This is a genomic window from Natronorubrum tibetense GA33 (assembly GCF_000383975.1).
GTDB classification, from domain to species: Archaea; Halobacteriota; Halobacteria; order Halobacteriales; family Natrialbaceae; genus Natronorubrum; species Natronorubrum tibetense.
In genome coordinates, this window is record NZ_KB913017.1 from 1,155,957 (window position 1) to 1,168,956 (window position 13,000).

At 63.6% G+C, this 13,000-nt stretch carries 12 protein-coding genes; 5 read left to right on the forward strand and 7 right to left on the reverse strand.

What is annotated here, in order from left to right:
- Window positions 1–15: 15 nt before the first annotated feature.
- The 5 genes from NATTI_RS0106125 to NATTI_RS0106145 form a co-directional block, all read right to left on the reverse strand.
- Window positions 16–1,005: a hypothetical protein gene (locus NATTI_RS0106125; protein WP_019991679.1), complete on the reverse strand. Its 990-nt coding sequence runs from the start codon at window positions 1,003–1,005 to the stop codon at window positions 16–18.
- 117 nt (window positions 1,006–1,122) lie between these two features.
- Window positions 1,123–1,905: an ABC transporter permease subunit gene (locus NATTI_RS0106130; protein WP_006088919.1), complete on the reverse strand. Its 783-nt coding sequence runs from the start codon at window positions 1,903–1,905 to the stop codon at window positions 1,123–1,125.
- Between the two features lies 1 nt (window position 1,906).
- Window positions 1,907–2,689: an ABC transporter permease gene (locus tag NATTI_RS0106135; protein WP_006088918.1), complete on the reverse strand. Its 783-nt coding sequence runs from the start codon at window positions 2,687–2,689 to the stop codon at window positions 1,907–1,909.
- Window positions 2,686–3,627, reverse strand: coding sequence for an ABC transporter ATP-binding protein (locus NATTI_RS0106140; RefSeq protein ID WP_006088917.1), 942 nt, complete (start codon window positions 3,625–3,627; stop codon window positions 2,686–2,688). The genes NATTI_RS0106135 and NATTI_RS0106140 overlap by 4 nt, the downstream gene beginning before the upstream one ends.
- Before the next feature lie 162 nt (window positions 3,628–3,789).
- Window positions 3,790–4,041, reverse strand: coding sequence for a hypothetical protein (locus NATTI_RS0106145; protein ID WP_027119078.1), 252 nt, complete (start codon window positions 4,039–4,041; stop codon window positions 3,790–3,792).
- 136 nt (window positions 4,042–4,177) lie between these two features.
- Between NATTI_RS0106145 and NATTI_RS0106150 the strand changes: the two genes are divergently transcribed.
- The 3 genes from NATTI_RS0106150 to NATTI_RS0106160 all read left to right on the forward strand — a co-directional run bounded on the left by NATTI_RS0106150 (window position 4,178) and on the right by NATTI_RS0106160 (window position 8,592).
- Window positions 4,178–5,452: a DNA double-strand break repair nuclease NurA gene (locus NATTI_RS0106150; RefSeq protein WP_027119079.1), complete on the forward strand. Its 1,275-nt coding sequence runs from the start codon at window positions 4,178–4,180 to the stop codon at window positions 5,450–5,452.
- Between the two features lie 107 nt (window positions 5,453–5,559).
- On the forward strand, window positions 5,560–7,755 hold the full coding sequence (locus NATTI_RS0106155; protein WP_006088912.1) for a bifunctional metallophosphatase/5'-nucleotidase: 2,196 nt from the start codon (window positions 5,560–5,562) through the stop codon (window positions 7,753–7,755).
- Between the two features lie 30 nt (window positions 7,756–7,785).
- Window positions 7,786–8,592, forward strand: a complete 807-nt coding sequence (locus NATTI_RS0106160; protein WP_006088910.1) for a hypothetical protein — start codon at window positions 7,786–7,788, stop codon at window positions 8,590–8,592.
- A 58-nt stretch (window positions 8,593–8,650) separates the two neighbouring features.
- Here the strand turns inward: NATTI_RS0106160 and NATTI_RS0106165 are convergent, their stop codons facing one another.
- The gene (locus NATTI_RS0106165) at window positions 8,651–8,998 is read right to left on the reverse strand and encodes a DUF7113 family protein (RefSeq protein WP_006088908.1); all 348 of its coding nucleotides are present in this window, start codon (window positions 8,996–8,998) and stop codon (window positions 8,651–8,653) included.
- Between the two features lie 316 nt (window positions 8,999–9,314).
- Here NATTI_RS0106165 and NATTI_RS0106170 point away from each other — a divergent pair, with 316 nt between their 5' ends.
- Together NATTI_RS0106170 and NATTI_RS0106175 are read left to right on the forward strand one after the other, a co-directional pair.
- Window positions 9,315–9,941, forward strand: coding sequence for a DUF7344 domain-containing protein (locus NATTI_RS0106170; protein WP_006088907.1), 627 nt, complete (start codon window positions 9,315–9,317; stop codon window positions 9,939–9,941).
- A gap of 275 nt (window positions 9,942–10,216) precedes the next feature.
- Window positions 10,217–12,070: an ATP-binding protein gene (locus NATTI_RS0106175; RefSeq protein ID WP_006088905.1), complete on the forward strand. Its 1,854-nt coding sequence runs from the start codon at window positions 10,217–10,219 to the stop codon at window positions 12,068–12,070.
- Between the two features lie 123 nt (window positions 12,071–12,193).
- Here NATTI_RS0106175 and NATTI_RS0106180 read toward each other — a convergent pair whose 3' ends face one another.
- Window positions 12,194–12,988, reverse strand: a complete 795-nt coding sequence (locus tag NATTI_RS0106180; protein WP_006088904.1) for a DUF4382 domain-containing protein — start codon at window positions 12,986–12,988, stop codon at window positions 12,194–12,196.
- Between the last annotated feature and the right edge of the window lie 12 nt (window positions 12,989–13,000).

Below are 13,000 nucleotides of genomic sequence, written 5' to 3' on the forward strand. Positions count from 1 at the left end.
CGGCCGTCACTCCGTCTATCTCGACCCCGTAGTCACGGTGATATCCTCACGCCAGGTGCCCGTGGCCGTCACGCGGTCACCGTCGACATCGAGCGAGCGCTCGTCAGCAGAGGTGCCGATGAGTTCCTCGAGCGTCGCCTCGTCCGGATCGTCGACGAGCGCCGCGAACTCGCCGGTAGCCGTCTCCGCGTCCGCGGCGGTGAGCGACGAGACGACCCCCTCGGCGTCCTCGAGTCCGTCGAACGCGAACTCGGGGTCGGACGGATCGCCGTACTGGCCGACGGCGACATCGCCGCCCCCGGCGCTCTCGAGGAGCCACTCGAACGTCTCGGACTCCTCTGTCGCCCGTTCGACGTCGCCCGCCGCGGCACCGACGGTCGTCTCGAGCGCCGTCGTCGGCTCGGTCTCACTGCCGAGTTCCGCTGCGGTGGCAACCACGAGTGAATCGTCGTCGACGGCAATGGCCGCGTCATCGGTCCCGTCGACTGGAGTGAAGACGTCCGCGCCTGCGATTTCATCGGTCGACTCGAACTGTCTGATGAACTCCGCTTCAGGCTCAGCAGTGAGTTGCTCGTCGATCTCTTCCGGTATCAGGTCGCCAGTAACGACGAACGCGGCGGGCGTCTGTAACAGCCCCTCCACGGTCGACTCGAACGCGGTCTCCTCGAGGAGTCGGCCGAGTCGGAACTGGCCGAGCGAAAGCCCGACGAACAGGTACGTCGAGAGCGCTCCTTCCGAAACGGGCCCGATCATCGGGTCTGTCTCGTACTCCGCCGGAACCTCCTCAGCGGGATCCGCCTCCTCGAGATCAGTCTGAATGACCTCGCCGAGAGTCCCCCAGTCGAGGTACGCGAACTCGAGTGCGCCGTCCTCGAGCGTGAGCCACTGGCCGTACGCCGGAAGGTCGTCGTTGGGGTCTTCCTGGGCGACAACCGCGGGTCCGGTAACAGTCACTGCTGTAGTGGCCCCTGCGAGTTTCAGCACGTCTCTTCGACACAGCATCATGAAACGGTTCCACACCGCCGGTCCCAATATAGCCCGTCCCCTCGTTCATCGCGCGAAGAGTGTCGACGCGTGAGTGTCAGGGGCCACAGCACGTAGACAGGAGAAGGGGGTGCGGCCTCAGATGTCTCGGCGCGTAAAGACAACAGTGGCGACGACGATCAAAACGAGAAAGACCGCCAGGAGGAGCCCGGCGTCGAGGAACGCATACTCTTCGTGGACAAGAATGTTCGTCTCTTCGTAGTATCGGCTCGGGGTGAACGTACCGATCCACTCATAGTCCGGGTCTATACGGGAGACGCTATCGACCAGCCAGAGGGCGAATACAAGGGTCAAGGCCGTCGATCTGGCGCGTCTCACGCGGTCGACGACGACGGACAACACGACTCCGATCCCGGCACAGACCAGCAGGTAGGGAATCGAGAGCAGGTGAACCATCGCGAGCGCGACGGGGTTGAACGATTCGCCGATGACGAGTGCGCCGACGTAGACGATAATCGGGACCCCGACGTTCAACGCGACCAGGGGAACCCACAGAGCGGCGACTTTCTGGAGCACGACCGATTCGCGAGAAACCGGGTTCGAAAGCGTGAGGTCCATCCTTCGTTCCTGAACATCACTTGCGATCAGCCCGGCCCCGACGTACGCAAAGTAGATGGCGAGAAGGAGGCTCCAGAAGAACGAGTACAGTTCGGCAGCGATGAAGCCCTCGATCGTGTGGAGTTCCTCGATTCCAAACATGTCGAACATGTACTCCGGGAACGCGGCCTCGAAGACATCCATCTCCTCCTGTATCCCGGGAAACATCGAGAAGTAAAGCGCCGACAGTACGGCGAAGACGGCGATCAGGACGACCGACCCGCGGACGCGTTTTCTGGACTCGAGTCGGAGGATAGCCGTCATGCTAGATATCCCTCCGGACGAAGACGAGGACGGCAACGCCGACCAGAAGGAGAAACGTCACGAGGAGGATCGTCGCGTCTGTCAGGGCGTACTCCTCGTGGACGAGGATCGCCGACGGATCGTAGTATCGACTTGGAGTGATCTCACCGACCCACTCGAAGTCAGCGTTCATTTGAGAGAGGCCGTCGACCAGCCAAAGCGCGAACACCAGGACCAGCGCCGTGGTCTGGGCGGTTTCGACGCGATCGACGACGACCGACAGGAGGATACCGATCCCAGCACAGACCAGCAGGTAGGGAACTCCAAGCAGGTGGACCATCCCGAGAGAGACGGGATCGATCGGCTCACCGAGGGCGGTCGCGCCGGCGAATAAGACGGCCATCATCCCGACGTTCAACGCCACCACGGGGACCCACAGGGCGGCGACTTTCTGGAGGACGACCGACTCGCGCGAGACCGGATTGGAGAGCGTGAGATCCATCCGTCGCGTGCGGATATCTCGCGAGATCATGCCCGCGCTGACATATGCGAAGTAGATCCCAGCCAGCAGGATCCAGACGAACGGGAAGATGTAGCCGCCGATGAACCCCTCGATCGTGTGGAGTTCTTCGATCCCCAGAAGGGCGAGCAAGTAGTCCGGATACACCGCCTCGAACAGCTCCGCCTCCTCCTGGATACTCGGGAAGACGACGAAGAAAAACGCAGAGAGTACGACGAGGAGCCCGGTCAGGATCACCGTTCCCCGGACCAGCTTCCGCGACTCGACGCGCAGGATGGCCGTCATCCTGTCTCTCCGAGGGGACTGTCCCCGTAATAGTGTTTGAAAATGTCGTCGAGCTGTGGATCCCCGATCTCGACATCCTCGACGTCGAACCGAGCGAGGTGACCCAACAGCGCGTTGGCCTCGCCGGTGTAGGTGAACCGAACCGTCCGATCGACGGCCTCGACGTCGATCATCTCGTCCGTGGTGAACTGCTCCTCGTCGACCGGTTTCGTCAGGTGTACCCGGACCTGTTTTCCGCCCCGTTTGAGCAAGTCATCGATGTCCTCGAGGGCGGCCAGTTCGCCGTCGCGGATGATCCCCACTCGGTCGCAGACGCGCTGGACCTCGCTGAGGACGTGCGAGGAAAAAAAGATCGTCTTCCCGGCGTCGCGTTCGTTCTCGAGGAAGGCGTGCAGTCGGTCCTGTTTGAGCGGGTCCAGACCGGATGTTGGCTCGTCTAGGATCGCGAGCGTCGGATCGTGCATGAACGCCTGGACGATGCCGAGCATTCGCTTGTTCCCGTGTGAGTACGTCTCGACCGGCTTCTCGAGCGGCGGATGAAACAACTCCAGTAGTTCCGCTCGCCGTTCGTCGCCACGCATTCGGGCGAAGTAGTCGAGTACTTGCTGCCCGGTTAGTCGCTCCTCGAATCCGAGGGAATCCGGTAGATAGCCGATGTCGGCTTTCACTTCGGTGAGCGCCCGTCGGTCGCGGATGTCGGCACCGAGTACGTTTGCAGTACCGGAGGTCGGGTTGATGAGTCCGAGCAATAGCCGAATGGTCGTCGTCTTCCCCGCGCCGTTCGGACCGAGGTAACCGAATATCTCGCCGGCGTGGACGTCGAAACTGACCGCATCGTTGGCGGTGACCTCACCGTAGTGTTTCGTGAGTTCGTCTAGTCTGATCGTCGCCGCGTCACGGTCCGAATCGGTCTTGCCAACGTCGGTCTGAGCGCACATAGCTGATCACTGATTCAAAGGTACCGGAGACCGCTCCGTTCGTCTCGCTCGAGTGAACGTCAACCAGCTATAAAGTAGTCTTCACCCCGACGGTGACTATCACCACGGGAAGAAGACAATCGCTCCAACTCGAGACGCGGTCGCGAAAATCACGCCGGACGATCAGTGTTCGAACGTCGCACCGCAGTCGCCACAGATCGTGCTGTGGCCCGGCGCGGTCCGCTGGGCGAAGACGGCCCCACAGTCGTCACAGATCATGAAGAGCCGGTGTTCGGGCCGGACGCCGGCTTCGAACGTCATGTGGACCCAGGCGTCGGGGTTAGTTTCGTCGTAGAGCGTGACGCCGCCGCCCTTTTGCCGCCAATTGATCGGCCGTCCGTCAGTTTCGACCGTCTGCCTTCCTCGCTTGGACATCGGGATAAACGGCATCACATCGCCAGTACATATAATTTTTCTGATGGTAATTTACACGTCCTCGAGTTAACGATGAGCGCGGCTCGAGCCACCCCCGACCGCTGACTTTTTGCGGGTGGACTGTGCGCGACAGAATATGACGCTCGATCCGGTCCACTACGACGGCATCGCGCGACTCGCGAGGCGGATCGATCACGGCGCCGACGAGCGCGACCGTCGCGCGTTCGCCGAGACGGTCTGGGCGGAGTTTCTGGATCCGCTCCTCGACGACGGACGGACCGTCGTCGACCCGGTCGGCGAGCAGCGCCGGCGGTACGTCGACTGCGAGGATGTCGCCCTCCACGACCGGCCGTTTCCGACCGAACACGGCCTCGACGCCGGAACGATCAACCCGACGACGTTCAAGAACGGCCTGGTCATCGACATCGCGCAGGCGGCGATGAGCGCGACGCCGAGCGACCTCGACCTCCACCGCTCGCGGACCACCGTGATGACGGTCCACTCGAACGACGAGACGATGACCGTCGACGAAAACTGGGGAAAATTCGACGAGGGCTACAGCCGGAGTCGCGCCGTGAAGATCCCGCCGCTTCCGCGATTCGCCGAGGGCGTCGTTCACGCGCTCGCGCTCTACCTCGCCGAGAGCAAACACGCCTGCGACCACGCCGAAGACGTCGAAGACCTGCTCGTGCTCGACGGCCCCCTCTACCCGCGCGGGCTGCTCCGCTGGGCCGACCAGCACCCCGACCTCGCGGACTTCCTGCTCGAGGATCCGCGACCCACGACGGTGCTCGAAAACTACGTGCGGCTGGTCGAACGCTTCGTCGAGCGGGAGGTACCCCTCGTGGGATTCGTCAAGAACCCGGCGACGCGGGTCATCACGCGGACGCTGAAGTCCCGTCGGGATGTCGACATCAGCGCCCCATGGAACGACGATTCGGCGCTGTTCACCCGACTTCTCGAGCGCGGAGAGTACGTCGACGACGTCGAGGGCGAGCGCTGGGACCGAGACACGTCGGCGCTGACCTACACCAACTGGTTCCGGTCGCGTGGCGGTGTCGACCGGCCGCTCTCGGTCGACGGCGACGCGCTCGGGGTCGAGCGCGAACTGCCACACGAGACCTACGAGGTGACATTCTTTATCGTCTACGACCCCCGCGACGACCTCGTCTACCGGATCGAGGCCCCCTACGCGTTCACGCGGGATCCCGAACTGCGCGAACGGTTGACGATCCAACTGTTACAGAACGTCGCGGTCGCCCACGGGCCGCCGACGATCGTCCAGAAGGCCGACGAACTCGCCCGGATCAGCCGCTCGGAGAAACGGTCGCTGCGCGAGACGCTCGAGGCGCAGTTCGACACGTCTCAGGCACGGACCTACGACGATCACCGGTGGGACGAGGAGTACTAGTCCGGTACGTGTGACTACGTCGTCCATTCAACATTGGATGTGTAAAAAGTATCCACAGAGGTTGTCGGATGTAAATCTATTAGTGGCTGCTATCGATGAGTGTCACCATGACACGAACATCTGGCGAGGTCGAGAGTCACGAAGACGAATCCGCCGTCGACTCGAGTCGACGCCGATTTCTCGGGACGACCGCCGGCGTGTCGGCCGCGGCGCTCCTGCCGACCACGGCGAGCGTGGCGGCGCAATCAGCCGACGAGACGGTGACGCTCGTCCACGACACCCACTTCCACGGACGATTTGAAGACGCCCAGGAGTCGGATCTGAATATCGCGCGATACTATACGGTCGTCCAAGAGGCACTCGACGAAGCGGAGCAGTCGATGTTCGTCGGGAACGGCGACGAAATCGCGCCCTCGGTGCTCGGACTCGAGTTCGAGGGCGAGCACATGATCGAGGCGCTGAACTACATGGATATCGACGTCGTCGGCGCCGGCAACCACGAGTACGACTTCGGTGCCGACGTCGCGACTGCTCGATTCGAGGAGAGCGAGTTCCCCTGGGTCGTCGCGAACCTGCTCGACGACGAGGGCGCGCCGGTCCCGGGGACGGAACGCTGGCGGACGTTCGAGCAGGGGGACCTGACCGTCGGCGTCTTCGGTCTCGTCTCCGAGGGCTTTCACTCGCTGACCGACTATCCCGAGGAGTGGGAGGTGCTCGGCTACGTCGAGGGCTCCCAGGAGGCGGTCGACGCGCTTCGGGACGAGGGTGCGGACGTCGTCGTCTGCGCTTCCCACGTCTCGACGGGCGTCCACTACACGCTCGCCGAGGAGGTCGAGGGGCTCGACGCGATCGTTGGCTCACACTCCGGCGTCGTCTTCGACGAACCGGAGGTCGTCGACGGGACGATCATCAGCGAGTTCGGCGACGAGTTCGACCACGTCGGCTCGATCACGCTCGACGCGAACGGCGACCTCGCCGACTGGCAGCGGACCGACCTGCTGCTCCCCGAGTGGGACCCCTCGCCGGCGGCCGAGGAGTACGACGAGATCACCGTCCGCTACACTGACGAAATCGAGGAGGACGAGTATCTCGCCGACCTGACCGACGAGTGGACCGGCGAACTCGAGGACGAACTCGGCCAGCCGGTGGTCGAGAGCGAGGTCGAACTGAACGCCACGTTCGACAACTACGCCGTCGAGACCAACTGGGGGAACTTCATGACCGACGTGATGCGCACCGTCGGCGACACGGCCGATATCGAGGTCGATATCGCCGCACAGAACGGCGGCGGCATTCGCGGCGACTCGACGCATGGACCGGGCGAGATCACGGGCATGGCCATCATGGACATTCTGCCCTTCCCGAACGAGATCGAGGTGCTCGAGGTGACCGGCGAGGACGTCGTCGACTACCTCGAAGAAGAGCTGCGCGCCCACCCGGACGACGCCTTCGGCGCACAGCCGGCGATTCAGGTCTCGGGCGTCTCCTACGAGTGGAAAGGCCACGAGGACGATCTCTGGGTCGACAACGTCTTCATCGGCGGCGAACCCGTCGACGAGGACGAGACGTACTACTTCGCGCACAACGACTACTCGATCGAAAACTCACCCACCCTCTCCGAGGCCGAGCGGATCCTCGCGTCCGGCCAGTTCCAGGGGCCGCTGCTCCTCGAGTACCTCGAGGACGTGGACACCATCGCGCCCGAGCGCGAGAACCGGATCCTCCGCGTCGACGAGACGGTCGACGAGGCGACGGTGGCCGGCGACGGCGACGAACGCACCCTCACTATCGACGTGCCCGACGGCGCGTCGGAGATCCAGCCCGACTCGTTCCGCGCGGTGGTCCGCACCGGCGACGACCTCGAGGCCGAGTCGGCGACCGTCGACGGCGACAGCGTCGCAGTCGCGTTCGACGCGGAGGACCTGCTCGCGCTCATCGAGGACATTGACGACCCCGAACTTCGACTGTTCGGGGAGTACGAACCGGATCAAGACCACTGGCCCTACGAGTTCGACGTGCCGACGTCCGACGGCTACGACCACTTCAAACTGCGCGCAGACGTCGACGCCGCGGCCGTCGAGGACCCGAGCGACGACGATTCGGGCGTCGACGGCGATCCCGACAACCACGCCGACGATGACGACTCCGACGACGGCGACGGCATGCCCGGCTTCGGACCGCTCGGCGCGGTCGCCGGCGGGGGTGCCGGCGCGTACCTCTACGCGCGAACTCGCTCGAGCGACGACAACGACGGCGAACGGACGGCGAACGCCGACCGACCGTCCGACGGCGACGACAGTTAATCGAACGCTCATGAGCCCGAACGCTACGAGATGATCTCGAGTCCCACTCGCCGATCGATCGCCGTCGGTGCCGGCACCGTACTCGTCGCGACGGCGCTCGCGTTCCTCGTCGTCGCGACGCTGGGGCTCGCCGCCGGGACGGCCGTCGCCGGCGATCAGTCGGCGGTGCTCCGCCCGTCGCCGTACGCGATCGACGCGGATCCCGGCGAGGAGTTCACCGTCGAGATCACCATGCAGAGCCAGGGCGGTCACGGCGGCGAAGGCGTCGAATCGGTCGCGCTCGCCGCGCAGTACCACCCCGACTACCTCGAGATCACCGATATCGAGCGAGGACCGTGGCTCGAGCAGGGGCCGGAGACCGACGTCGAGGCCGAAGGAGTGCTCGCTCACGATGACGGCACCGCCGTCCTCGAACAGTGGCGAGATCCCGTCGAAGACGGCGCGACGGGCAACGCCAAACTCGCGACGATCACCGTCGAAGTGGCCGACGACGCGCCGCCGTCGGAGACGACGATCGACTTCGGCGAGAGCCGCGTCGAACTCCCGCGGCAGATGCCGTTACCGATCTTCGATCAGGACGCCACCGTCACCATCGACGGCGGAGAGGACGCGGCACCGGCGTTCGACCACCCGAACCCGCACGACCTCGAGACGGACGCAGTCGTCGACGACGGAGAGAGCGACGATGCACCCGGAACGAACTCGACGACGACAGGCGACGGGGACGAAACTGACGATGGCGATGCGGTCCCCGGTCTCTCGGCACCGGCAACGGCGGTGATCGTCGTCGGGACGGTACTGGCGTTCGTCGGCGGACGATCGGTCGGGAAACAGTAGTACAGGCGAAAACGCACGCAAAGCTGAATTTCAGGGGCTTAGCGTCGGGAAACCACGATTACGCATCGGTGGCGTCGCCGTCACGTTTCTCGACCTCGAGTTCGACGTCGACCGGATCGATACCGATCCGGGCGAACTGCGTTCGAACGTGTTCTTTGGCCCCCTCGAGAGCCTGATCTCGAGTATCGAAGCCGCGGGGCATGGGCGACTCGAACGCGAGGTTCACCTCGCGCCCGTCGACCAGTTGCGTCGACCCGCCGCTGTCGACCTCGTAAAACTCGTCACAGACCCAGACGTACGCGGCGTTTTCGTCGGGCGCGCCGCGAAACGAGGGCGCTCGTTCACCTCGTTCGTACAGCGTGCCAGTCAGTTCGGTGCCGCCGGCACGACCGCGTACCAGGATCATAACCCGAGTACGTCTCGTGACTGCAAAAAGACAGTGGCACGGGAGTCCGGTCGGTCGACCGGTCGACAGTCTCGAACCGCCGGCGACGCGGCCCGGCGAACGGCAAGACTGGTTCGTGTGTCTTTGATACCGAAACCGGTTGGAACTCCCCACTGTCCATCTTATATTACGGTTTCTGACGCCCGAACCATTGCCGCTACGCCGGAATTTCGCCCCTCTTGGCGAGTTATCCCAGTCTTACGAGAGTAATCACAGATTCCGGAGCCAAATCGTTTTGGAAGCGGGCTTATGGGCACTGCAGCAGTGGGTGTTAGTAATGAGTTCGGAAGCATCCTCCGGCGGCGGAAGCAAACAGGACCCGTTAGCAGACGTTCCGACGGAGTGTTACGACGTTCTCCGTCATCCACGACGCCTTCGCCTCCTCGAGGTACTCGGCACCTACCGGACGCGACTCACTCTCGAGGAGCTCACGACGGAACTCGTCGAGCGCGAGTCTCTCGAGGTCTCGACGGGACAGGCGCGACACGACGTTCGCGTCAGCCTCGTTCACAACCACCTCCCGCGACTGGCCGAGTACGACATCGTCGAGTGGGACGCGGAAACCGGGGCCGAACTGGTCGACGATCCGCCGGTCCACCCCGCCGATCTCGCGAGACTGCTCGCGCTCTGTGAGGGCGACCGCGGACAGGAGCTACTCGACGCGATCGTCCACCCCGTCCGGATGCCGATCGTCTCGGTCCTGTCCGACCACAAACGACCGCTCTCCGTCGAACAGCTCGCATCGGAGCTCGTCGCACACGATACCGACGTCGACGCGGAGCGCGCAACTCTCTCGCTCTACCACTCGCATCTCCCGATGCTCGCCGACGCCGGCGTGCTCGAGTTCGACCACGAGTCCGGGCTGATCGTTCGAGACGAACAGGAACTGTCGACGATCCAGTAACCGCACTCCCCGGAGCCGCCCCTCGCGGTCGAGCGGCGGCGTACCGAACCCTGCCGCTGTTTTGCTTCCGCTCGGTTTCGGTTCGCGTTTTCGATCCCCCCGTTTTCCACCCATTCTCGGCGTTAGCCGAGCGATTATCCCGATATTACCGCCGCGAGGGAACCCGTAGTTCCGGTTTATTGGCCCTTGCTCTCGAGTAGGTCCGTGTTACCGGGTCGCTGTTACGGCCGGGGCGGAGGGAAACGGGTTTGAGGACCCGGGCAGATGGAGTTGATATGACCGATCTGGGTGACTTCGGTGAGTTCAGCGCCGACGCTGACGCCGATTCGTCCGCGTTAGACGACGTCGAAGCCGATTCGAGCAGATCCGAGTCGGCGACCTCGAGTGCCGACGGGTCGACAGGAACGAACACGGAACCGACCGACGACTTCGAAGCGACGAGCGTCGAACCTCGCGGCGAGGATGTCGGCATCGGTGCGCTCTGTGTCTCCCAGGGGCTGCGCGTCGCGGAGGACGAAGAGGAGACCTCGCTGCGCGCCTACGTCACCCACGGCAACCGCTCGTCGATCCGCATCGGCAGCTACCTGCTCGCACCCTACCCCGACGGTGAGACGCTGTTCTGTCGGATCACCGGCCTCGAGTACGCCCAGCAGTACCACGCCGACGACGCGACGGAGATCCACGCCCGGCGTGCGATGCGAACCGAGGAGGTCGACGAGTCGGATTACAAGTTCGTCGCCGAACTCGAGCCGGTCGCGGTTCTGTACGACGACGACGGAGAGCTGAAGCGACGAATGACCGACCGTGTCCCGAAACCCCAGACGGTGATCGCGATGGCTGACGACACCGAGCAGATCAAGACGGGGCTCAAGATGCCCGAAGAGGGGGTCTTCCTGGGCCACCTCTCGGTCGGCGGCGAGAAGGTCAGGACCGCGGCGTCGCCGCCGACGATCGACTACCGGATCAAGGACGACTACGAGGCGGGCGATCCGCTGATCTTCCGGCACACCCTGATCGCCGGCGGCACGGGGTCGGGGAAGACCCACGGCGCGAAGAACATCCTTCGGCAGTTCCTCGCCGAGGAGCGGACGTACCCGATGGACGACAGCCGCGAGGTCAGCCCCGCCGTCGTCCAGTTCGACCCGCAGGACGAGTACGCCCAGATGCACGACGACAACCCCGACTTAGACGACGAGTTCGCGCGCCGTCTCGAGCGCGAGGGCGTCGCCTACGGCGGCCACGACGAGACGACGGCGTTCGTCCCGAAGGTCGGCGACGCGTCGTACGCCGCGGGCCACCACAGCGCACAGCAAGTCGAGTTCACGATTCCGTTCACGATGTGTCGAACGCGGCCGTGGCTCGTCTCGGGCGGCTCGCTCAACGACAACCAGTACGGCGCGCTCACGTTCCTGATCGACCGATTCTTCACCGATTACGGGGACGACGGCACCTACGCGGAGTTCAAATCCTTCCTCGACGACCCCGCGCTGCGCGAGGAACTCGACGAGTCCGGGCGCGTCCACGAGGCCACCTACGACGCCGTCCGCCGGCGCGTCTTCGGCTTCGAGGACGTCTTCGACCAGGACGCCCGGCCGATCACCGAACTGATCCACCAGTTCGTTCGCCCCGGCGGGCTCTCGGTCGTCCCGACCTACCACGTCAACGATACGCGGGCGACGGAGGCTGTCGTCCTCGCGCTCTCCTCGCTGCTGATCGACGAGAAGCTCTCGAACGATCCGTTCTTCGACCGGATCAAGGAGACGCCGCTCGTGTTGGGGATGGACGAGGCTCACAACTTCCTCACCGACGCCGACAGCGTCCAGGCCCGGAAGGTCATCTCCAAGTTCACGGAAGCCGCCAAGCAGGGCCGCAAGGAACGACTCGGCCTCTTTCTCATCACCCAAGACCCCCAGGACATCGACGACGCCGTTTTCAAACAGATCAACACCACCGTCGTCCTGAACCTGGGCGACGAGGACGCGATCAAGAGCGTCAACATCCCGAGCACACTCGAGTCGAAAGTGCCCTACATGGAGAAAGGGCAGATGGTCGTCTACTCGCCGGACAACTCCGAGCCGGTGGAGTTAGTCGGCCTGCCGAAGTGTTTGACTAGACACGGTCGGGATTGATACGAGTCTCGAGAAGTCGGTATAGCGGTAGCGACGCGAAATCTACCCGCTCACTGCAAACGCCTGGGGCAGATACTGGCGTCACGTAGTCGGAATCCGGTGCGAGTCGTCGTGTCGAATACCTTAGTTACCGTTTCCGGCGGCGTCGTCGCTTTCGTCTTCTGAATCAGTACCGTCGCTATCTCCCCCCTCGCCGTTTTCGTCCTCGTCAGCGGTGTACTCTTCGTCACCGTAGAGAACCCGCGTCCCGCTGGCTACCGGGCGGATGATGTACTTCCCTTGCCCCGTTCGGAACGGAGCGAAATCAGCGATGAATCTCGTGGTTTCCTCGGCGCGGATCTCGAACGCCTCCTGGAATTGGAGCGGCGCGTTGCCCGGCGTCTCGACTACCGGCTCCTCGTCACTGTCTTTGAGGGTGCCGTCCGCCTCGCTTACGTCCAGTTGGAGGAACTGATAGTCACCGACCTCGACCTCGGCCTCGTCGATGAGTTGTGTGTTATCTCCTTGCAGTTCGACCAGATCTGCGGTTTGTGGGTCCTCGAACTCGATGTAGTAGCGGCCCGAACTCTGGTCCGCGTTGGTATCTTCTTCGTCGTCCTGCGTTTCCTCGTCTTCTTCGTCGTCTTCGGTATCGCCGTTTTCGGTTTCCTCGTCTTCGGTCTCCACTGTGTCGTCGTCTTCGGCCTCGTCGTCTTCCGCGTCGGCCGGCTTGATCCAGACGCCTTGAATCGTCACGTCGAGCGATTCGAAGTGGTCGATGTCGTTTGGCTGGTCGGTTATACTCGTCGAGAGAACCCCGTACTCCGTTTCATCGTCGTCTCCACCGTCGTCGGTATCCGACTCACCACCTGTACAGCCTGCAACCGTAGTGGCCGCAACGACTGCACCGACGCTTCCGAGATATGTTCGTCTATCCATACATCTATTAGT

Bases quoted from the DNA above. Each gene is read 5' to 3' on its own strand.
- NATTI_RS0106175 (WP_006088905.1), top strand. From the start codon at position 10,217: ATGACCGATCTGGGTGACTTCGGTGAGTTCAGCGCCGACGCTGACGCC.
- NATTI_RS0106135 (WP_006088918.1), bottom strand. From the start codon at position 2,689: ATGACGGCCATCCTGCGCGTCGAGTCGCGGAAGCTGGTCCGGGGAACG.
- NATTI_RS0106150 (WP_027119079.1), top strand. From the start codon at position 4,178: ATGACGCTCGATCCGGTCCACTACGACGGCATCGCGCGACTCGCGAGG.
- NATTI_RS0106165 (WP_006088908.1), bottom strand. From the start codon at position 8,998: ATGATCCTGGTACGCGGTCGTGCCGGCGGCACCGAACTGACTGGCACG.
- NATTI_RS0106140 (WP_006088917.1), bottom strand. From the start codon at position 3,627: ATGTGCGCTCAGACCGACGTTGGCAAGACCGATTCGGACCGTGACGCG.
- NATTI_RS0106130 (WP_006088919.1), bottom strand. From the start codon at position 1,905: ATGACGGCTATCCTCCGACTCGAGTCCAGAAAACGCGTCCGCGGGTCG.
- NATTI_RS0106160 (WP_006088910.1), top strand. From the start codon at position 7,786: ATGATCTCGAGTCCCACTCGCCGATCGATCGCCGTCGGTGCCGGCACC.
- NATTI_RS0106125 (WP_019991679.1), bottom strand. From the start codon at position 1,005: ATGATGCTGTGTCGAAGAGACGTGCTGAAACTCGCAGGGGCCACTACA.
- NATTI_RS0106180 (WP_006088904.1), bottom strand. From the start codon at position 12,988: ATGGATAGACGAACATATCTCGGAAGCGTCGGTGCAGTCGTTGCGGCC.
- NATTI_RS0106170 (WP_006088907.1), top strand. From the start codon at position 9,315: ATGAGTTCGGAAGCATCCTCCGGCGGCGGAAGCAAACAGGACCCGTTA.
- NATTI_RS0106155 (WP_006088912.1), top strand. From the start codon at position 5,560: ATGACACGAACATCTGGCGAGGTCGAGAGTCACGAAGACGAATCCGCC.
- NATTI_RS0106145 (WP_027119078.1), bottom strand. From the start codon at position 4,041: ATGTCCAAGCGAGGAAGGCAGACGGTCGAAACTGACGGACGGCCGATC.